This is a genomic window from Desulfuromonas thiophila (assembly GCF_900101955.1).
In the GTDB taxonomy this organism is placed as follows: domain Bacteria; phylum Desulfobacterota; class Desulfuromonadia; order Desulfuromonadales; family Desulfuromonadaceae; genus Pseudodesulfuromonas; species Pseudodesulfuromonas thiophila.
In genome coordinates this window covers 62519-82133 of record NZ_FNAQ01000011.1, presented here as the reverse complement: position 1 = coordinate 82133, position 19615 = coordinate 62519, and the positions used below count along the sequence as shown (strand labels likewise).

Below are 19615 nucleotides of genomic sequence, written 5' to 3'. Positions count from 1 at the left end.
CGGCTTCGCCGGTCTACGCGGCGGCCGATGCTTCCTCCAGCGGTTTTCTGCTCTGGGCATTCCTTGGCTTCTTTGCCCTGCTGATCGCCACCCAGATTCTGCCGTCGCTGCTGTTGCTGGTCGGCATTACCCGGGCGGTTACCCACAGCAAGGAAACCCTGCCGCTGAAATAGCTCCGGCACAAGGGCAACGGAACAAACCGATAACCGATTCAACCCCATAAACGCTTTAAGCACAGGAGGACGCCATGAAAACCATCCTTAAAACCACCCTGCTCTCGTTGACCTCGTTGCTGGTTGCCTCGCCGGTGTTTGCTGCCACGCAGCGCGCTGACCACAGCGGTCTGCTGGTCTGGTTGTTCCTCGGCTTCTGCGGCCTGATCCTGGTGGCCCAGCTGGTTCCGGCTGCTCTGGTGATGTTCGGCATCGTCAAGGCGGTTGCCAGCCCGAAGGAAGTCAGCGGCAAGGCCTGATCGCACGGTCGCCCAGTCGCCCCACAAAAGGTAGTTATCACAATTGTTAAACCCCGCAAAACGCTCCACCGGAACAAGTTCGGTGGAGCGTTTTGCGTAATTTTACCACAACAATCAACACCGCAGCGCCAAACCAACCGAAGGGAAAATCCTCTGCGCCAGCAACCTGCGATCGCAAGGGTCTTCCCCTTGAAACCACCATTGGCAAGCAAATACCTACGAAAACCATGAGACCGGCCTTGACGCCAAAGGGGTCGCTGTCTATTCTTCCGGAGTTTGAGGGACCGACATCGTTATTGAACCGCGTCCCCCCTGTCGTTTTTACTTGTTTTAATTTATTTTTAAATTTACTACGCCAAGGAGAGCATCCATGTCCGTCAAGGTCGCCATTAATGGTTTCGGTCGTATCGGTCGTAATGTCCTGCGTATAGCACTTAACAATCCGTCCTTCGAGGTCGTCGCCATCAACGACCTGACCGATGCCGCAACCTTGGCACACCTGTTCAAATACGATTCGGTACATGGCATCTTTCCTGGCACTGTGGAAAGCGATGAGGATGCGATTGTGGTGAACGGACGCCGCATTGCCATCTTCTGTCAGCGCGATCCTGCCCTGCTGCCATGGAAAGATCTGGGTGTGGGCATCGTGCTCGAATCCACCGGCCTGTTCCGCTCGCGGGACAAGGCGGCAAAGCACCTGGAAGCCGGAGCTGAGCGGGTTATCATCAGCGCGCCAGGGAAAAAACCCGATATCACCCTGGTCAATGGTGTCAATTTTGATGCCTATGATCCAACCAAGCACCAAATCATTTCAAATGCTTCCTGCACCACCAACTGTCTGGCACCAGTAGCCAAGCTATTGGTGGACAGTGTCGGCATCCGCCGTGGCAGCATGACTACGGTACATTCCTATACCAACGATCAACGTATTCTTGACCTGCCTCACGAAGATCTGCGGCGGGCCCGCGCTGCCGGCCTGTCGATGATTCCGACCACCACTGGCGCGACCAAAGCGGTTGCCGAGGTCATCCCCGAACTTAAGGGAAAAATGGATGGCCTGGCCATCCGGGTACCAACACCGAATGTTTCCCTCATTGATCTGGTGGTGGAAACGGACCGACCGACCAGCGCAGAAGAAATCAACGGGCTGGTGCGCACCGCGGCCGCCGGCAAGCTCAAGGGATTGGTAGAATACTGCGAGCTGCCTCTGGTCTCGCGCGACTTCAATGGCAATCCGGCCTCAGCGATATTCGACGCTCTTTCCACCAGTGTTATTCAAGACAGCATGCTCAAGGTTCTGCTGTGGTACGACAACGAATGGGGCTATTCGCAACGCACTGTCGACCTGATCGCGCTGGTCGCCAGCCGCTGATTCCTCATGCAGCAATCAACAGCCAACAGCCGGCAAAGGGTTTTTTAGCCTTCTGCCGGCTGTTGTTTACTTTAATATTTCCGCCCCTTCCCCCTTTTTATTGCACAGGAGCTGCCGGCATGTTCAACAAGCTTTCGGTCACCGATCTTTCCCTGCAGGGTAAACGGGTGTTCTGCCGTGTCGATTTCAATGTCCCTCTCAGCGACCAAGGGCTCGTCGCCGACGACACGCGCATCGTCGCCGCCCTGCCCACGATCCGCCACATTCTAGACCAGGGAGGACGCCTGATTCTGGCATCACATCTGGGGCGGCCAAAGGGAGCGCCCAAGCCCGAATTCAGCTTGGCGCCAGTAGCGCCCTACTTGGCGCGGCTGCTGCATCGTCCTGTGACCATGGCACCGGACTGCGTTGGGCCAGCGGTAGAACAGCTGGCCGCCAAGCTGGAAAATGGCGAGGTGCTGCTGCTGGAAAACCTGCGCTTTCACGCTGGAGAAGAAAAAAACGAGCCGGCCTTCTGTGCCGAACTGGCCAAGCTGGCGGAACTCTATGTCAATGATGCCTTCGGCACCGCCCATCGTGCCCATGCGTCTACCGAAGGTATTGCACGACTGGTGCAGCCGGCAGCAGCCGGCTTTCTGATGGCCAAGGAACTGCAGTATCTTGGACAGGCCCTGGAACAGCCCAAGCGACCGTTCGTCGCCATCCTTGGGGGCGCCAAGGTCAGCGACAAGATTCCGGTCATCACCCGCCTGCTCGACAAGGTCGACAGTCTGCTGATCGGTGGCGGTATGGCCTACACCTTTTTAAGGGCGCAGGGCAGCGAGGTTGGCACCTCGCTGGTGGAAACCGAACAGCTGGAGTTGGCTCGCTCCTTAATGGAGCAGGCCCGAGTCAAGGGGGTACAGTTGTTGCTGCCCAGTGACCACCGGGTGGCGCCCGCCTTCGCCAAGGATGCGCCCGTCAGTCTGTGTGACAACGCGGCTTTTCCTGCCGACCAGATGGGGCTGGATATCGGACCACAAACCGCCGAACGCTATGCTGAGGTTATCGCCCATGCCGCCACGGTAATCTGGAATGGTCCGATGGGCGTGTTCGAGTTTCCCGCTTTTGCCCAGGGAACCTTTGCCGTCGCTCAAGCTCTGGCGGCAAGCACGGCCCTGTCGATCATCGGCGGCGGCGATTCGGTTTCGGCCGTTAACCAGGCTGGCCTGAATGATAAAATGACCCATATTTCTACCGGCGGTGGCGCATCGCTGGAATTCCTTGAAGGCAAGATATTGCCGGGCGTCGCCGCCCTGACTAACAAATAGGCCGACAGGCCCCGCGCACAGGAGAAACTCAATGCGTAAACCCCTGATTGCCGGCAACTGGAAGCTGCACAAAACGCTCGCCGAGGCGCAGGAACTGGCTCGCACCCTGAAAGACAAACTGCAGGACGAACAACGCTGTGAACTGGTCATCGCTCCGCCATTCACTGCCCTGGCAGCAGTGGCCGAGATTTGTCGCGACAGTCCGCTTCAGCTGGCCGGTCAGAACTGCTATCCGGCAACGGAGGGAGCCTTCACCGGCGAGTTGTCGCCGACGCTGCTGCAGGACGCCGGCTGCCACTATGTGATTCTGGGCCATTCCGAGCGGCGTCAGTTGCTGGGCGAAACTGATACCTTCATTAATGCCAAGGTGCAGGCTGCTCTGGCAGCTGGCCTAAAGGTAATCCTCTGTGTAGGCGAAAACCTCGCCCAGCGCGAAGACGGTGAACTCTTCGATGTCATCGCCACCCAAATGCGGCTGGGCCTAGCTGAGATCACCAGCGCGCAGATGGCCGAAGTCGTCATAGCCTATGAACCGGTCTGGGCCATTGGCACCGGGCGAACCGCCAGTGCCGATCAGGCCGCCGAGGTTCATGCCTTTATCCGCGGCCTGCTGCAGGGACAATTTTCGTCAGAGGTGTCGGAATCAACCCGCATTCTCTACGGCGGCAGCGTCAAACCGGACAACATCAGCAGCCTGATGGCCGAGCCTGACATCGACGGCGCCTTGGTCGGTGGTGCCAGTCTGGACAGCGCCAGTTTTGTGGCTATCGCCCACTATCCGCGACCACTCCGACTGGCCGGACAATAACCGTCAAGCAACAAAGGCAGTTCTGCCCCAAAATGACGTACTAGCGGCACGGGACGATGTAACATACGACAAAGAACTCTGCACCTTGCCGCCCGGGGAAGGCCCGTTATGGACGTTTTAGCGCCGCCTGTAAAAGGGTTGGCAAGGCTAGGCCGCTTATGCTAGGGTGCGCCGCTGGCATTTACGGCATAATGCCAGCGGCCATCGTCGGTTGCCGTGGCTGTCGGTTATCTTTACAACCGCCAGTCATCGCCTTTTTTCAACAGCAGGTTTGGAGTAAGCCTTTCACCATGATTACTGCACTACTGATTCTGCACGTTGCCGTTTCCGTCGCCCTGATTATCATCGTTCTGCTGCAGGCCGGCAAAGGCGCTGAAGCCGGAGCCTCTTTCGGTGGTGGTGCCAGCCAGACCATGTTTGGTGCCAGTGGCGGCAAGACGTTTCTGAGCAAACTGACAACGAGCACGGCTGTCATCTTCATGCTGACCAGCCTGGCATTGGCTTATCTGTACGGACGACCAGGTGCCGGCAGCCTGATGCCTGAGACCCTGACGGTCGCCCCCTTGGCAGAACCCACTGCGGAGAATGCCGAGAACCTGCCTGAAATCCCGGCTGATTCAACCCAACCATCTGAATCAACAGGAACTTTTAAATAAAAGAGAAAACGCGGACAGGCCAAATTCATGCTTGACAGTCTGCGCTAGCCTCCAGTATAACTACGACCTGTTCAAGCCGAAGTGGTGGAACTGGTAGACACGCCATCTTGAGGGGGTGGTGACCAATTGGTCGTGCGAGTTCGAGTCTCGCCTTCGGCACCAACTGACGATAAAACCCGATGCCGGCTGGTATCGGGTTTTTTATTTACGTCGGGTTGCAAACCAGCTAGTCTGCCCGACACCAACCCACCAACCAGTGTTCTATCAGTTGTTTCACGCCAAGGAGAATCAAAAGCATGTCCCAGAATTATTTCAACAGCCTGTCGTTTCGTGAGAAGCTCGAAGAACTCGGCACTTGTCGTTTTATGGATGCCAGCGAATTCGCCAGCGGGTGCGACTATGCTCGCGGCAAGAAAATCGTTATCGTTGGCTGCGGAGCCCAAGGGCTGAATCAGGGCCTCAACATGCGCGACAGCGGTCTGGACGTGTCCTACACCCTGCGCAAAGAAGCCATCACTGAAAAACGTCAGTCGTACATCAATGCCACGGAAAACGGTTTCAAGGTCGGTAGCTATGAAGAACTGCTCCCCACCGCTGATATCGTAATGAACCTGGCACCGGATAAGCAGCATAGTGACGTGGTACGCACCGTGGTACCCCTGATGAAACAGGGCGCTACCTTCAGCTATGCTCACGGTTTCAATATCGTCGAGGAAGGCACCCGTATTCGCCAGGACCTGACCGTCATCATGGTGGCACCCAAATGCCCCGGTTCCGAGGTTCGTGCCGAATACCTGCGTGGTTTCGGCGTGCCGACCCTGATCGCAGTCCATAAGGAGAACGATCCCAACGGCGATGGTCTGGATATCGCCAAAGCCCTGTGCAGTGCCCAGGGAGGTGATCGTGCCGGGGTACTGGAATCGTCCTTTGTCGCAGAGGTGAAATCCGATCTCATGGGCGAGCAGACCATTCTGTGCGGCATGTTGCAGACCGGATCACTGCTGTGCTTCGACAAGATGGTCGCAGAGGGTATTGACGCCAGTTGGGCAGCCAAACTGGTACAATACGGCTGGGAGGTCATTACCGAAGCCCTTAAACATGGCGGCATCACCAACATGATGGATCGGTTATCCAATCCGGCCAAGCTAAAGGCCTATGATCTGGCGGAAGAGCTCAAGGACATCATGCGGCCACTGTTCCGCAAGCACATGGATGACATCATTACCGGCACATTCTCTGCCACCATGATGCAAGACTGGGCCAATGACGACCGGGATCTGCTGACCTGGCGCGAGCAGACAGCCAACACGGCTTTTGAGCAGACGGAAGCTCGTGGCGAGATCAGCGAGCAAGACTATTTCGATAAGGGCATCCTGATGGTCGCCATGGTCAAAGCCGGCGTGGAACTGGCGTTTGAAAGCATGGTGGAGGTCGGCATTGAGCCGGAATCAGCCTATTACGAATCCCTGCACGAAACTCCGCTGATCGCCAACACCATTGCCCGCAAGAAGCTTTATGAAATGAACCGGGTAATTTCCGATACGGCTGAGTACGGCTGCTATCTGTTCTCTCACGCCTGCGTTCCCCTGCTGCAAGACTTTATGGCCGAGATTCACACCGACGTTATTGGCAAAGGGTTGCAATTGGAAGACTTTCAGGTGGACAACCGTACCTTGGTGGACATCAATGCTGATATCCGCGGCCATTACATCGAACACATCGGGCAGGAATTGCGCGCCGCCATGCATGGCATGAAAGCCATCGTCTGATCGTTTGTTCCGGCCTCCGGCCAGAAATGAAACAAACCGGGCCGGCTTCATCGATGAAGCCGGCCCGGTTTTTCGTTAATTCAGACACGCAGCCGATCCCGCTGGGAAGGGACCACAGGTTAGGCATCAGAACTGCGTCTGTCCGGTCCAGATAACCCGGCCGACCAGTTCAAGCTGCCCGGCCTGGGCGGCCGTCAAGCTCTGGTCTTCATAGCCGGGATTATCGGTTTTGACCCGCAACGTCCCATCGACAAGCCACTGCAAGCGGCGAATACCCAGCTTTTCCGCAGAGGCAATGGCGTAGAGACCATCATCGCCGCGCTGACATTCCTGCCGCCGAATCACGGCAAGACTCCCCGCTGGCAAGGTCGGTGCCATGGCGTCACCCTGCACCCGCGTTACCAGCAACGCATTAAGATCCGTGTTGAGACCCAGAAGATACTGCCGCAAAAACCCCAGCAAGGCGAAATCGTCCGCAGCGGCAACCGCACCTGCCGACTCGTCCAGTTGCAAAGGGGCCTTATTCTTCCAGCATTTGTCGGCAATCAACCAGCCCGGACAAATGTTATGCGCATCGCAGACGGCAGCAATGAACTCGGCATCAGGCAGATTTTGACCTTTTTCATAACGACTCAGGGTACTTTTGCTGACGCCGTAGCGTTCGGCATAATCCGGCAGGCGGACAGAACCTCGCAAATAACGTAAACGTTTACCAATACTCATAGATCCTTCCTCTACAGCGGATTGACCGGCCAGCGTTTCAGGTTATGCTTATCGACAGAATGACAAACCGACGCAGACTGCAAACACGTTAATGCAGCACCCACCCGGCAAAAAGCTTGACATGTTTCACTAACTTCTTATGATGTAAAAAACAATCATTTATGGAGTCGTGAAGAGCAACAACTCTGCTTTACGTTTTTTGCTTCACCACAGACAACGGAACGCGCCAGTCCCTCATATAAGGGCCTGCTGCCAGCGGAGAACCCATGTCGACAATCACCGGGGAAGATCGCATGTCGCACGGCAACAATCAGAAAACACCGCTGCAAAAACTGCTGTCGTTGCGCGATCTCAGCGTCAGCCAGATCGCCAACGCCACCGGACTGGGTTATCACGCCATCCAGAAAACCATCAAGCAACAGCGCTGTCGGCCTGAAACCCGGCAAGCCATCGCCCAATTCCTCGGCCTGCCCTATGACCACCTATGGGGCGACTGCGCCAACGAGCACCTCAACCGGCTTATCCGACAGGAAATCGAAAAACATACCGCCTGCCATCAACAATCACTGCGGGCCGCCTACCTGCCAGAAGACAACTGAGCAGTCGCCACAGAACCGTTCCCTTCTCTCAGAGCCTTCCCGGCAAAACCTGCCCTGCCTTCAGACAGCCTCGCATCAGGTTGCAACGCACAGCAGATCATCTTGCGGCGCGCACAGCAAGAGGCCAACACACTACAATGACCACCTAGACAGTCAATTATAACATGGTGGCGAACTTTTCAAGCGATATAGACATTTTTATTTGCTAATTATCAAATCGGAACTCTTTCCCCCGCGCTTCGGTCGACAGCCTGAGCCGGATGCACTATACTGGGCATCATCAATAGGTTTCATCCTTGCCTAGGAGGTCAGCGATGACGGAACTCAATTCCGCCCAGAAACGCCAGCTATGGCTGGCCTTCTTCCTTCTGGGCCTGATCCTGCTCAACTTCCCGTTTCTGCAGATTTTCAACCGGATCGACACCCTTTTCGGCATTCCGCTGCTGGTGGTCTATTTTCTGCTGGGCTGGCCAGCCTCCATCGCTGTCATCTATCTGTTTTCCAAACGACTTGACGCCTCGGTCGGCAGCTCCGGCCGCTGAAAACCGTTTTCACTGAAGACATGGACAAGTCATGAGCCTGCAGATCATCAGCCTGATCACCCTGATCTACTTTCTGCTGCTGTTCGGCGTGGCCTATTTTGCCATCGAACGGCGAGCCCAGGGCCGCAGCCTCATTTCCAACGCCCATGTCTATTCCCTGTCGCTGGCTGTTTACTGTACCTCTTGGACCTACTACGGCAGCGTCGGCCGCGCTGCAACCAGCGGTATTGATTTCATCACCATCTATACCGGCCCGACTCTGATCTGCTTCACCTGGTGGTTTTTGCTGCGCAAGATTCTCCAGATCAGCAAGGAACACAACATCGTCAGCATTGCTGACTTCATTGCCAGCCGCTACGGCAAATCGTCGTCTCTCGGTGCGATCGTCACTGTCTTCGCGGTTTTGGGCATCGTACCCTACATTGCGCTCCAACTCAAAGCGGTCGCCTACAGCTTCGACCTGCTGACCCGCGGTGTCGATATGCACCAAGTCGGCACGGCTGCCGCTCCCGGCCCGGACACCGCTTTCGTGGTTGCCCTGCTGTTGGCGCTGTTCTGCATCTTTTTCGGGGCCATGCGGCTCGACAGTACCGAACGGCACGAGGGACTGGTAGCAGCCGTCGCCTTTGAATCCGTAGTTAAACTGCTGGCCTTTCTGGCCGTGGGCATCTTTGTCTGTTATGGCCTGTTCGACGGCTTCAGCGATATCTTCACACGATTCTTGGCCACCTATCCAGAGAAGTCCTCCCTGTTGTTGCTCAACGATGGTCCCTCACCCGCCGGACGCTGGTTCTCCATGACCCTGATGTCGATGATGGCCATCATGTTTCTGCCGCGTCAGTTTCATGTCATGGTCATCGAAAACTCCGATATCGGCCATGTCCGTAAAGCCATGTGGGCATTTCCAGCCTACATGTTTCTGCTCAACCTGTTCGTTCTGCCGATAGCACTGGGGGGGCTGCTGGTCTTCCAGGGTGATACCTCCTTTGCCGATTACTATGTGCTGACCCTGCCACTGGGGCAGCATCAACTGACCTTGGCCGCCCTGGTGTTCATCGGCGGCTTGTCGGCGGCAGCTGGCATGGTCATGCTTGAATCAGTGGCCTCCGCCACCATGATCCTGAACAACCTGATCATGCCGGTACTGCTGCGTTTCAACCTGCGCACCACTGACATCTCCGGCACCCTGTTACTGCTCAAACGTATCGCCATCGCCTCGGTGATCTTCCTCGGCTACTTCTACTACCGCACTTTGGGCGAATCAGAAGCTCTGGTCAATATCGGTCTGATTTCCTTTATGGCGGCCACTCAGTTTGCCCCGGCTCTGCTCGGTGGTCTGTATTGGGAACGAGCCAGTCATCGCGGTGCGATGGTCGGGCTGGTCCTGGGCTTTATCATCTGGCTCTATACCCTCATTGTCCCAACCTTTGTCGATGCCGGCTGGTTGGCCCCATCCCTGCTGGAAGACGGCCCATTCGGCATCGCCGCCCTGCGGCCGACCGCCCTGTTCTATCTGGACAATCTTGACAACTGGTCGCACGCCCTGTTCTGGACCTTTTTCTTTAACCTTGGCAGCTTCCTCCTCATTTCAATGCTTACCAACCCCACCGCAGAAGAAGCGGCCCAGGCCATGCGCTTTGTGCGGATCGCTACCTGGGACGACCCGGCAAGCAAACGCAAACGCATCAGCAAGGCGCCTACGGTTATTGAATTTGTCGACCTGATGGCTAAATTCATTGGTGAAAAACAGGCCAACCGGGCCATCGCTGAATACATTGGCAATCGTGAAATCGACGAGCGCGGCAGCTTGTCAGAATACGAAATTCCCAGTCTTAAACTCTTTACCGAACGTACCCTGGCCGCCTCGGTCGGAGCGCCAGCGGCCCGCATCATCGTCGACAACTATCTGTCAGCGCGCGGCAGCAAAATGGAGGATGTGTTCGATATCTTCGGCACCGTCAGCCTCAGCCGCGACGCCAGCCGCGAACAGCTGGGAGTGCTGTACGAAGTGGCCAACCTGATCAGCAGTGGCGAAAAACTGGAGACCATTCTTGATAACATACTGGAGGTGCTCTACCGCCAGTTCCGCTTTGATCTCTGTGCCATCCGCATCCTTGACGAGGACAGTCAGCTACTGCGGGTACACAGCTTCAAGGGCATCGATAGCGCCTTTTTGTCCCACGCCGATCGCGAAATCAATCAAGAAACCTGCATCGGCACCACCTTTATCACCAACCGGGTGGTGCTGGCCAATGATTCGGACTGTGTGGATAAGCCAGCCTCCATAGCCATTGTCCGTGAGCTGGGTATCAAATCTTTCGCCCACGCCCCCATTGCCATCGAAGGCCAGCCCGTCGGCGTACTGTCCTCCTATTCACGATTTGCCAAGGGCATCTATACCGACGAATTCATCGAACTGTACAAAAACCTCGCCGCACAGATCGGTATCGCTTTGCGCAATGCCCGTCAAACCGATCGATTAATCGAGGCCAGCGAGCGGGACAAGGAGCTTAAAATTGCCGAATCCATTCAGCTGGGGCTGCTGCCGAAGGCCATGCCCGAGATACCTGGGCTGGACATTGCCGGCATCTGTGTCCCCGCCAAACAGATCGGCGGCGATTACTACGATTTTTTCATGCATCCTGACAGTTTCGATGTGGTCATCGCCGATGTGTCCGGTCATAATATCGGCGCAGCCCTGCTGATGGCAACAGCACGCACCTTCATGCAGGCGCAGGCCCAGCAGCAGCTATCACCGCAGCAAACCCTGGAACAGCTTAACAAGGCTCTCTACAATGATCTGAGTCAGGCGGAATTGTTCATCACCATGTTCTACCTGCGCTGCGAACGTGGCAAGCATCAGCTGGTTTATGCCAATGCCGGCCACAATCAGCCCCTGCTCTATCGTCGTACCCAAGACCGTTTTGAATTGCTTGACGCTGAGGGTCTGATCCTGGGCATAGAGTCGGAAATCGGTTTTGAACAATGCAACACCATCACTGAACCGGACGACCTGCTATTGCTCTACACCGATGGCATTATCGAAGCGGAAAACAGCGCCCAGGAACTGTTCGGCCTGCAACGGTTACAGAACATCCTGCGCGAGCAATGGGACAAAAACAGCAGTGACATTATCAACAGCATCATGGACGAGGTTCGACTGTTTCAGGGCCGACGACATTTTCGCGACGACGTGACGCTGGTTGTGCTAAAAAGAAATGAATATTAACCGCGCAAGGACAGGCGCGCATCAGGAGGGTAGAATGATTGTAACCATCAAGGATCATGAAAAAGCAACGGTTCTGACCGTCGATGAGGAACGGCTCGATGCACACAACAGCAATGAACTCAAAGCACAGCTGCTGAACCTGTTCGAGGAAGGCAAGGTCAACGTCATCATTGATCTGGCTGCTGTGCGGTTCATTGATTCGTCAGGTCTGGGAGCACTGGTCTCGGGCTTCAAGAACGCCAGCTCCCGCAATGGCGGTGTCAAGCTGTGCGGCCTGCAGACCCAGGTCAAATCGATGTTCGAGTTGACCCGCCTGCACCGCGTTTTTGAAATCTTTCCCGGTGTTGATGAAGCGCTGGCCAGCTTCTGACAAACCATACCGTCTGCAAGCGTCCCATCCGCCAGAGACGGATTAGCCAGAAAAAGTAAACTGCTTTCGCCACACCGCTGACGCGGGGCAATGTCAGTGAAACGTTCGCCCGGTGGCCGACACATCAAACGGTCCGGCTCCGGGCGAAAAGACCCAGGGCTCCGCCATGGCGGACAACACAGGATGGCTGCGATGAAAAATGTCCTCGAAGTAGACATCAAGGTTCCCAATCAGACCAAATACCTGAGCCTGATCGGCAAAATCGGCGAGGACATCGCCAGCACCTTAAAGAAATTCAACAACTCCAACCCGGAAGAACTGGCCTACCATATCAATCTGGTGATCACCGAAGCCATGGCCAACGCCATCAAGCACGCCAATCGCAATGATCCAACCAAGGAGGTCCACGTCTGCATCTGCCTGTCAGACGAAAACCTCTGCATCCGGGTCTACGACCAGGGTCAGGGTTTCGACATCAGCAAAGCCAAAGAGATTGACCCCGATCCGACTCAGGATCACGGTCGCGGTATCTTCCTGATCCGCAGCCTGATGGATTCGGTCACCTACGAGAAATGCAGTGGCGGAAACGTTCTTGAAATGCACAAGTCTCTGAAAAAGAATCAGCTTCCGTCACAAAGCTGAGCAACCAGGCCGACCAGATCGGCGTGGTGTTCAATCCGTCTTCCCTCTCCCGCCCACCTGTAGGCCACAAAGGATACGCCGGCGGCCTGCGCAGCCTGCTGATCCAGCAGCGAATCCCCCACATACAGCATTTCATCCAGGGCACAGCCCAGCAGCTGCGCCGTATGCCACAGCATATCGGGAAAAGGCTTGGGCCGTTGGACATCACTGCTGGTGGTCACGCAGCGAAAAAATTCCGTCAATTCAAAATGCTGCAGGATCTGCCCCATAGTCCGTTGGCGGTTGGTGGCAATGGCTAGTGGCAGGCGCCGTACCAACTGTCGCAAACTGACCAGTAAACCCGGCTCCGGTGTCATCCAGGCCAGAAAGGGGCGGTAGTCCACCTGGGCTGCAACCCGCAGGCCCTCGGCTGCTCGTTCCGAGCCAAGAAGATGTCGCAGTACCTGGGGTGTTGAGCCCGTATGACACAACAGCGCCCGCTCCGTCTCTTCCTCCAGCACCGGCCTTTCGCCCAGTTCCGTCAGAATCTGGTTGTAATAGGCCAGATTGGCCCGACGGCTGTCGAACAACACCCCGTCACAGTCATAAACCAGGGCCCGCAGAGGTCTCATGACACTTGCCCACGACGCAGACTCCAGACAACGCCAGCCAAGCCCAGCAACAGCATCGGTAATGACAACCATTGTCCCAGGCTCAAACCGCCCCCGAGCAAGCCAAGATGGGCATCCGGCTGGCGAAAGAATTCCACCAGAAAACGAAACAGGGCATAGAACGCGACAAAGCTGAAAAAAACCGTCCAGGCCGGACGACGCCAGCGAGCGATCAACGCCAACAGGCTGAACAGAACCGGGCCTTCCAGTATGGCCTGATACAGCTGACTGGGGTGGCGCGGCAGCGGGCCGGCCTGAGGGAAAACGATGCCCCAGGGCACATCGGTGACCCGCCCCCACAGTTCGGCATTGATAAAATTACCCAGCCGACCAAAGCACAGACCGAAACAGGCGGCCATCACCAGGATATCGGCCAGCGGTCCGACCACCAAACGCCGGCAACGACAAAACAGCAGCACAGCCAGCACCACACCAAGCAGACCGCCATGAAAACTCATGCCACCTTGCCACAGCTGGACAATCTCGACCGGATGACGCAAATAGTGGCCAGGCTGATAAAACAGCACATAACCCAGCCGGCCGCCGGCAACAACACCGACCACGGCATAAAACAACAGATCAGCCACCGCCTCAGAAGACAGGGGCAAGCCGGTTTGCCGCACGCGGTAGCGAATGAAAAAATAGGCGCAGACAAAGCCCGCCAGATACATCAGGCCATACCAGCGTATGGCCAAGGGACCAAGCTGCAGCGCGACCGGGTCAATCTCTGGGAAGCTCCACATGCGACCACTCCAATTGGGCAAACAGATCGTAAAAATCCTGTGGCAAGGGTGCCTGAAGCTGCAGGGGCGCCGCCGTGACCGGGTGCTGTAATGACAGTCGCCAGGCATGCAGCATGGTTCTGGCACAGGGAGCCGCTGTGCCACCATAGAGGGCATCACCAGCTAACGGATAACCCGCCTCGGCAAAATGTACCCGGATCTGATGAGTCCGGCCAGTCAGCGGCCGCGCTTCCACCAGGCTGTATCCACCAGCCCGGTGTAACAGACGAAAAGCGGTGATGGCCTCGCGTCCACCACGAACAACCGACTTCATCCGATTACCGCTGCGCTGGCGCGCCAATAATGAACGAAATTCGCCACTTGGCTGCGGCAACTCGCCACACAGCAGAGCCAGATAGCGTTTATCGACCTGCCGTTCGACAAACTGCCGGGTTAAAGCCTTATGCGCACGGGGATGAATCGAAAACAGCACCAGGCCCGAGGTTTCACGATCCAGGCGTTGCACCATAGCCAGGGTCGGCGCCTGCCGGGGCCGATCAGGGTTCTGCAGCCAATGGCAGAGAGCTTCGTAAAGGGTTCCCTTGAAACGGGCCGGTGTCGGCTGCATGTCAATGCCCGCAGGTTTATTGACCGCCAGCACCAGACCATCCTGCAGCAACACCAGTTCCTGGCACAGGCGAAAAGGTTCCATGGCCAGACCATCATAATACCACTCCACCTGATCCAGCGGCTGCAACACATAGCCGCACTGGCGCAGACGGCGCCCCTGGCAGTGTACCCCGCCAAGATCGATCAGCCGACGCAGCCAACTGCGCGAATAACCAGTCTGCCGCGCCAGAAACTGATCAATGCGACTGCCGCCATCTGCCGCTGAAACCTGCAGCCGGCCATGCCGGCGACCCGCTGGAGCCTCCGTGAGATTCAATCGCAATCCACCCGTTGCCGCAATTCCTTGCCCGTTTTGAAAAAAGGCGCCCGCTTGGCATCAATGCGAATCAGCTCTCCGGTTTTAGGATTACGCGCCTGGCGGGCATCGCGCTCACGGACACTGAACGAGCCAAAACCGCGGATCTCGACCCGGTCACCATGAATCAGGGCTTCGCTAATACTATCAAAGATGGTTGCCACAATGCGCTCGGCATCGGCCTTGTTCAGGCAGGGCGTCTGCCCCACCAGCTGTTCAACAAGCTGGCTTTTGGTCATGTTCATCACTTCCTTTGATTGACGCAACCGCTTGGCGGGGCTTTCGCCACCGGCAGCGGGCACAGAAAAAATGAATAACTCTCAAGATAAAATCTGACGCAGATTCACGATAAGGAACAAAACCAACCCTCAGGAATCGCTCGAAAGGGGCCGCCAAAGGAACATCAAGCCTTGTTGTTGCAGCAAATGGCGCAGGGGGGTTGTCAGGCGCTGTTCCAGCAGATAATCAAGCAGCGGTGGATGCTCCTCTTTCGGATAGATCAACTTCGGCTTGCCCTTGATGCCCAGGTCAGCCGCGACATCACGCACCAGCTGCTGGAACCCCCCAAGGGTATCAATCAGGTGCAAATCAAGGGCCTGGCGTCCGGTAAAAATACGGCCATCGGCCAGCGACGCGATCTGCTCCTGGGGCAGATCGCGGCCAGCGCAGACGGCCGCTACAAACTGCTGATGCACATCGTCGATCAGCTCCTGCAGCAAGCGGCGTTCCGCAGCCGTCATGGCGCGTACCGGCGAGCCGATATCCTTAAAGGCACCGCTTTTAATCACCCGTTTGGTCAGGCCGATCTTGTCCAAAAGGGCCACCAGATCGGGGAACTCCATGATCACGCCAATGCTACCTGTAAGAGTTCCGGGGTTGGCATAGATCTTTCTTCCGGCGACAGCAATATAATAGCCACCGGAGGCTGCCACCGAGCCCAACGACACATAAACCGGCTTGACGGAGGCATCAATACGACGCAATTCGTCGTGGATTTCCTGGGATGGGCCAACTGCCCCACCGGGCGAATCGATCCGCACCAAAATGGCACGAATCGATTTATCTTCGGCAAAATCAAGGATATCCTCGATCGTCTTGCGCGATTCGGCAATGGCGCCTTCGATTTCAATGACGCCCAGCTTCTCATGCAGTCCCAATCCGGCATTTCCGCCTCGATCGGGGCTGAGCAGCATAAGCAACAGGGCTAGCAATATAAAAATGGTAAAAAATACCCCTAACGCTATAAAAATCGGCCGTTTTACCATATAAATCCCACAAAAAAGCCCCTTCTGCCGCAGCAAAAGGGGCTGTGCCGTCACGCGTGTGGATTAAGCTTCGTCACTGGCGTTGTCAAAAGCCCCTTTCAACAGATCGCCCAGGCTCGATGTGGCCTTTTTCTGGGCGCCCATGAAGGCATCGACCTCGGCTTTTTCTTTACGCTCGGACAGATGCTTAATGGACAGCGCGATCTTGTGCTCGTTGGTGTCCACATGCAGCACCACGGCTTCGAGTTCGTCACCAACCTTGGCAAAATCCTTCGGTGACTCGATCTTCTCCTTGCTGATTTCCGACACATGGATCAGACCTTCGACCCCTTCCTCCACTTCAAGGAAGATGCCGAACTCGGTAACCGAGGTCACCTTGCCACGAATAATGGTTCCCGGCGCGTACTGCTCGGGAATCACCTGCCAAGGATCTTGGGTCAGCTGCTTCACCCCAAGAGAGAAGCGCTCGTTCTCGCGGTCAATATTGAGAACAACCGCCTTGACGATGTCACCCTTCTTGTACAGCTCGGACGGATGCTTGATGCGCTTGGTCCAGGACAGATCCGAAATGTGCACCAGGCCATCAATGCCTTCATCGACGCCGACAAAGATACCGAAATCAGTGATATTCTTCACCTGACCTTCGATGATGGTGCCGGGAGGGAATTTCTCGCCGATCACCTCCCACGGATTCGGCTCAACCTGCTTAAGGCCCAGCGAGATGCGGCGGTTATCGGTATCAACAGCCAGCACCACGGTTTCAACCTCATCACCAATGGACAGCAGCTTGTTGGGATGCTTGATGCGCTTGGTCCAGCTCATCTCGGACACATGAATCAGACCCTCGACACCCTCCTCCAGTTCAACAAAGGCGCCGTAGTCGGTCAGACTGACAACCTTGCCGCTGACGCGCGACGAGGCCGGATATTTTTCACTCACACTCAGCCAGGGATCGGGCGTGATCTGCTTGAGGCCCAAGGAGACACGCTCCTTGTCACGATCGAACTTGAGAACCTTGACCCGGATACTGTCACCCACGGCCAGGATATCGCCCGGATGAGAAACCCGGCCCCACGACATGTCGGTAATGTGCAGCAAGCCGTCAATACCGCCAAGATCAATGAAGGCACCGTAGTCGGTGAGGTTCTTGACCACACCGTCGATGATCTGGCCTTCCTCTAGGGTCTTGAGAGTCAAAGAGCGCTGGCTTTCGCGTTCAGCTTCAAGCAGCACGCGCCGCGACAGCACAATATTGCCGCGCCGCTTGTTGAGCTTGATGATTTTGAACTCGAAGGTTTCGCCAATCAGTTTGTCGAGATTACGCACCGGCCGCAGATCGACCTGAGAACCCGGCAGAAAGGCATTGACACCGATATCGACCGACAGACCACCCTTGATGCGCGAGACGATACGGCCTTCAACCACCGCACCTTCCTCCAGCGCATTCCAGACCTTCTGGCGATCCGCTTTCTCCTTCGACAGTCCGATAAGTCCGCTCTCATTCTCGGCACGCTCGAACAGAACATCGATCTTGTCGCCCACCTTGATCTGGGCCGGGGCGCCATCAACGGAAAATTCCGACAGCGGGATAACCCCTTCGGATTTGTAACCGACGTCCACCACGACAGAATCGGGATTCACCTGAACAACGGTCCCCTCGACCACATCGCCCACGGCCAGATTGCCCTGCAGACTGTTCTCGAACAGATCCCTAAAGCTCTCTTCCCCGAACTCCTCGTCGAACTCGTCCATCATGTCGTCATCGTCCAACAGATCGAGTTCCTGTGCCTTGACTGCTTCTTTGTTCTCAGACATTAACCAACGTACCCCCTAAAAGATTCCTGCCTGGCGTTCGCTCAGACATTCTTCGGCCGTAGCCGTGGGAACGAACCCTAGCACAGCAAAACCGAAAAAAAAATAATTATTTTGTTAATTGCTGCAGTTTTTCGACCACTTCGCGAATGATCCACTCCGGTGTCGAAGCCCCGGCGGTAATGCCGACACTGGCCGCGCCAACAAGCCAGGCCGGGTCAATTTCACTGGCGGTTTCGATATGAAAGGTGCGCGGCTGAATATCGCTGCAAATGCGCGCCAGGCGGTTGGTGTTGGCACTGTTGTGGCCGCCGATAACCAGCATCCGATCAACGCTGGCGGCCAGTTCACGCGCTTCGTTCTGGCGTACCGCCGTGGCGTCGCAGATGGTATTGAACACCCGCAACTCCTTGCAGCGACCAAGCAACTCCATGGCGATGGCGCGAAAGTTTTCATAGGCCTGTGTGGTCTGGGCTACCAGACCAAGGCGCCGGCCCGAGGGAACCTGGCGGGCACCGGCAACATCGGCCACAACATAGACGCTATCGCTGCAGGCATAGGAAACAATTCCCTGCACCTCCGGATGTTCCTGCTCTCCGACAATGACCACGGTATAGCCCTGCTCTCCGAGCAGACCAGCGTATTCCTGGGCCTTCTTAACAAAGGGGCAGGTTGCGTCAACCAGCGGCAGCTGACGCTGGCGCAGCTGCTGTTCCTCTTCGCGACGAATCCCGTGAGAACGAATGATAACGGTTTCATCGCCAGTCATCTCGGCCACTGAAGCGACCACCCGCACGCCTTCGCCCTGCAACCGTTCAACCAGTTGGGGCGAGTGAATCAGTGGTCCCAGGGAACAGATGGGCCCAGCCTGTTCAGCGGCCGCAAAGGCCATGTTGACAGCTCGCTTGACGCCAAAGCAGAAACCGGCGCTGCGCGCCAGAACAATGTTCATGCGCACCTTCCGCCGCAGTGGTGGCCCTGGCGCACCTGCTGCACCCTGAGCAGCATCCGTTCCAGCACCTGCTCAATGCTCAGACTGGTGGAATCAATAACCAGCGCGTCAGCAGCCTGCTGCAGAGGCGCATGGTCACGGGCACTGTCAGCTGCATCACGGGCGATTACCTGATCGATAATGTCCTCAAGGGAAACCTCCAGACCACGGCTACGCAACTGTTCGTAGCGCCGCTGACCGCGGGTTTTGGCACTGGCGCTGAGAAAGAATTTAACGTCAGCGTCCGGGAACACCACGGTGCCGATATCGCGGCCTTCAAGCACAACATCGAGATCGACCGCCATGGCCCGCTGCAGTTCAACCATGGCCCGACGCACGGCGGGCGAGGCTGAAATCTTCGAGGTCAGCAGACTCATCTGCGGGGTGCGAATGGCTTCACTGACATCTTCACCATTGAGATACACCCGTTCCTGACCGTCACACCGGGCAAAGCGGATCTGCAACTGGCGACACAGCTGTCCGAGCCGCTCGTGATCGTCCGGTGCAATACCAGCATGCTGAGCGGCCAGCGCGACACTGCGATACATGGCACCGGTGTCGATATGGACAAAATCCAGCGCCTGAGCCAGGCGCTGGCTCAGGGTACTCTTGCCCGAACCACTTGGACCATCGATGGCAATGATCATCGTTTCGTTAGCCAATAAGAAGCACTCCTGCGCAAGAGGTTCATGGATTCA

Annotated in this window: 20 protein-coding genes and 1 tRNA gene; 12 read left to right on the top strand and 9 right to left on the bottom strand. The window is 56.4% G+C overall.

What is annotated here, in order from left to right; genetic code table 11:
• The first annotated feature begins 247 nt into the window (after positions 1 to 247).
• From BLR80_RS09425 to ilvC, 7 genes are all read left to right on the top strand, one after another.
• Complete coding sequence (locus BLR80_RS09425; protein ID WP_092079162.1) at positions 248 to 472, top strand: hypothetical protein; 225 nt, start codon at positions 248 to 250, stop codon at positions 470 to 472.
• 370 nt (positions 473 to 842) lie between these two features.
• Entirely contained in the window at positions 843 to 1844 is a 1002-nt protein-coding gene (gene gap, locus BLR80_RS09420) for a type I glyceraldehyde-3-phosphate dehydrogenase (RefSeq protein ID WP_092079160.1), read from the top strand.
• A 119-nt stretch (positions 1845 to 1963) separates the two neighbouring features.
• Positions 1964 to 3154 (top strand): phosphoglycerate kinase, encoded by a 1191-nt coding sequence (locus BLR80_RS09415; protein ID WP_092079157.1) that lies wholly within the window; start codon positions 1964 to 1966, stop codon positions 3152 to 3154.
• A gap of 31 nt (positions 3155 to 3185) precedes the next feature.
• A complete protein-coding gene (tpiA, locus tag BLR80_RS09410; protein WP_092079154.1) occupies positions 3186 to 3962 on the top strand; it encodes a triose-phosphate isomerase in 777 nt (258 codons plus the stop codon).
• Between the two features lie 191 nt (positions 3963 to 4153).
• Positions 4154 to 4618 (top strand): preprotein translocase subunit SecG, encoded by a 465-nt coding sequence (gene secG / locus BLR80_RS09405; protein ID WP_281241636.1) that lies wholly within the window; start codon positions 4154 to 4156, stop codon positions 4616 to 4618.
• A gap of 75 nt (positions 4619 to 4693) precedes the next feature.
• Positions 4694 to 4780 (top strand) — tRNA-Leu (locus BLR80_RS09400).
• Positions 4781 to 4914: 134 nt separating this feature from the next.
• A complete protein-coding gene (gene ilvC / locus BLR80_RS09395) occupies positions 4915 to 6387 on the top strand; it encodes a ketol-acid reductoisomerase (protein WP_092079149.1) in 1473 nt (490 codons plus the stop codon).
• 126 nt (positions 6388 to 6513) lie between these two features.
• Here the strand turns inward: ilvC and BLR80_RS09390 are convergent, their stop codons facing one another.
• Complete coding sequence (locus BLR80_RS09390; RefSeq protein WP_092079147.1) at positions 6514 to 7110, bottom strand: XRE family transcriptional regulator; 597 nt, start codon at positions 7108 to 7110, stop codon at positions 6514 to 6516.
• A gap of 266 nt (positions 7111 to 7376) precedes the next feature.
• Between BLR80_RS09390 and BLR80_RS09385 the strand changes: the two genes are divergently transcribed.
• The 5 genes from BLR80_RS09385 (at position 7377) to BLR80_RS09365 (ending at position 12492) form a co-directional block, all read left to right on the top strand.
• Complete coding sequence (locus BLR80_RS09385) at positions 7377 to 7709, top strand: hypothetical protein (protein WP_143012129.1); 333 nt, start codon at positions 7377 to 7379, stop codon at positions 7707 to 7709.
• A gap of 314 nt (positions 7710 to 8023) precedes the next feature.
• A complete protein-coding gene (locus BLR80_RS09380; RefSeq protein WP_092079141.1) occupies positions 8024 to 8251 on the top strand; it encodes a hypothetical protein in 228 nt (75 codons plus the stop codon).
• 31 nt (positions 8252 to 8282) lie between these two features.
• Positions 8283 to 11480, top strand: coding sequence for a sodium:solute symporter family transporter (locus BLR80_RS09375; protein WP_092079138.1), 3198 nt, complete (start codon positions 8283 to 8285; stop codon positions 11478 to 11480).
• 34 nt (positions 11481 to 11514) lie between these two features.
• Positions 11515 to 11850, top strand: a complete 336-nt coding sequence (locus tag BLR80_RS09370; RefSeq protein WP_092079135.1) for an STAS domain-containing protein — start codon at positions 11515 to 11517, stop codon at positions 11848 to 11850.
• Between the two features lie 192 nt (positions 11851 to 12042).
• Entirely contained in the window at positions 12043 to 12492 is a 450-nt protein-coding gene (locus BLR80_RS09365; protein ID WP_092079132.1) for an ATP-binding protein, read from the top strand.
• Here the strand turns inward: BLR80_RS09365 and BLR80_RS09360 are convergent.
• The 8 genes from BLR80_RS09360 to cmk form a co-directional block, all read right to left on the bottom strand.
• A complete protein-coding gene (locus BLR80_RS09360; RefSeq protein WP_171906400.1) occupies positions 12471 to 13103 on the bottom strand; it encodes an HAD family hydrolase in 633 nt (210 codons plus the stop codon). The genes BLR80_RS09365 and BLR80_RS09360 overlap by 22 nt on opposite strands.
• On the bottom strand, positions 13100 to 13885 hold the full coding sequence (lgt, locus tag BLR80_RS09355) for a prolipoprotein diacylglyceryl transferase (protein ID WP_092079126.1): 786 nt from the start codon (positions 13883 to 13885) through the stop codon (positions 13100 to 13102). The genes BLR80_RS09360 and lgt overlap by 4 nt, the downstream gene beginning before the upstream one ends.
• Positions 13863 to 14810, bottom strand: a complete 948-nt coding sequence (locus tag BLR80_RS09350) for an RluA family pseudouridine synthase (RefSeq protein WP_245691452.1) — start codon at positions 14808 to 14810, stop codon at positions 13863 to 13865. Before BLR80_RS09350 ends, lgt begins: the two co-directional genes overlap by 23 nt.
• A complete protein-coding gene (locus tag BLR80_RS09345) occupies positions 14807 to 15088 on the bottom strand; it encodes an integration host factor subunit beta (protein WP_092079168.1) in 282 nt (93 codons plus the stop codon). Before BLR80_RS09345 ends, BLR80_RS09350 begins: the two co-directional genes overlap by 4 nt.
• Positions 15089 to 15217: 129 nt before the next feature.
• Positions 15218 to 16006 carry a signal peptide peptidase SppA gene (gene sppA / locus BLR80_RS09340; protein ID WP_245691450.1) on the bottom strand — a complete coding sequence of 263 codons (789 nt, stop codon included), beginning with the start codon at positions 16004 to 16006 and terminating at the stop codon, positions 15218 to 15220.
• A gap of 171 nt (positions 16007 to 16177) precedes the next feature.
• Positions 16178 to 17929: a 30S ribosomal protein S1 gene (locus BLR80_RS09335; RefSeq protein ID WP_092079120.1), complete on the bottom strand. Its 1752-nt coding sequence runs from the start codon at positions 17927 to 17929 to the stop codon at positions 16178 to 16180.
• A gap of 106 nt (positions 17930 to 18035) precedes the next feature.
• Positions 18036 to 18878 carry a 4-hydroxy-3-methylbut-2-enyl diphosphate reductase gene (gene ispH, locus BLR80_RS09330; RefSeq protein ID WP_092079117.1) on the bottom strand — a complete coding sequence of 281 codons (843 nt, stop codon included), beginning with the start codon at positions 18876 to 18878 and terminating at the stop codon, positions 18036 to 18038.
• A complete protein-coding gene (cmk, locus tag BLR80_RS09325) occupies positions 18875 to 19564 on the bottom strand; it encodes a (d)CMP kinase (RefSeq protein WP_092079114.1) in 690 nt (229 codons plus the stop codon). The genes ispH and cmk overlap by 4 nt, the downstream gene beginning before the upstream one ends.
• Positions 19565 to 19615: the final 51 nt, after the last annotated feature.

Coding starts and splice junctions, on each gene's coding strand:
- BLR80_RS09425 (WP_092079162.1), top strand. CDS start 248: ATGAAAACCATCCTTAAAACCACCCTGCTCTCGTTGACCTCGTTGCTG.
- gap (WP_092079160.1), top strand. CDS start 843: ATGTCCGTCAAGGTCGCCATTAATGGTTTCGGTCGTATCGGTCGTAAT.
- BLR80_RS09415 (WP_092079157.1), top strand. CDS start 1,964: ATGTTCAACAAGCTTTCGGTCACCGATCTTTCCCTGCAGGGTAAACGG.
- tpiA (WP_092079154.1), top strand. CDS start 3,186: ATGCGTAAACCCCTGATTGCCGGCAACTGGAAGCTGCACAAAACGCTC.
- secG (WP_281241636.1), top strand. CDS start 4,154: ATGCCAGCGGCCATCGTCGGTTGCCGTGGCTGTCGGTTATCTTTACAA.
- ilvC (WP_092079149.1), top strand. CDS start 4,915: ATGTCCCAGAATTATTTCAACAGCCTGTCGTTTCGTGAGAAGCTCGAA.
- BLR80_RS09390 (WP_092079147.1), bottom strand. CDS start 7,110: ATGAGTATTGGTAAACGTTTACGTTATTTGCGAGGTTCTGTCCGCCTG.
- BLR80_RS09385 (WP_143012129.1), top strand. CDS start 7,377: ATGTCGACAATCACCGGGGAAGATCGCATGTCGCACGGCAACAATCAG.
- BLR80_RS09380 (WP_092079141.1), top strand. CDS start 8,024: ATGACGGAACTCAATTCCGCCCAGAAACGCCAGCTATGGCTGGCCTTC.
- BLR80_RS09375 (WP_092079138.1), top strand. CDS start 8,283: ATGAGCCTGCAGATCATCAGCCTGATCACCCTGATCTACTTTCTGCTG.
- BLR80_RS09370 (WP_092079135.1), top strand. CDS start 11,515: ATGATTGTAACCATCAAGGATCATGAAAAAGCAACGGTTCTGACCGTC.
- BLR80_RS09365 (WP_092079132.1), top strand. CDS start 12,043: ATGAAAAATGTCCTCGAAGTAGACATCAAGGTTCCCAATCAGACCAAA.
- BLR80_RS09360 (WP_171906400.1), bottom strand. CDS start 13,103: ATGAGACCTCTGCGGGCCCTGGTTTATGACTGTGACGGGGTGTTGTTC.
- lgt (WP_092079126.1), bottom strand. CDS start 13,885: ATGTGGAGCTTCCCAGAGATTGACCCGGTCGCGCTGCAGCTTGGTCCC.
- BLR80_RS09345 (WP_092079168.1), bottom strand. CDS start 15,088: ATGACCAAAAGCCAGCTTGTTGAACAGCTGGTGGGGCAGACGCCCTGC.
- BLR80_RS09335 (WP_092079120.1), bottom strand. CDS start 17,929: ATGTCTGAGAACAAAGAAGCAGTCAAGGCACAGGAACTCGATCTGTTG.
- ispH (WP_092079117.1), bottom strand. CDS start 18,878: ATGAACATTGTTCTGGCGCGCAGCGCCGGTTTCTGCTTTGGCGTCAAG.
- cmk (WP_092079114.1), bottom strand. CDS start 19,564: ATGATCATTGCCATCGATGGTCCAAGTGGTTCGGGCAAGAGTACCCTG.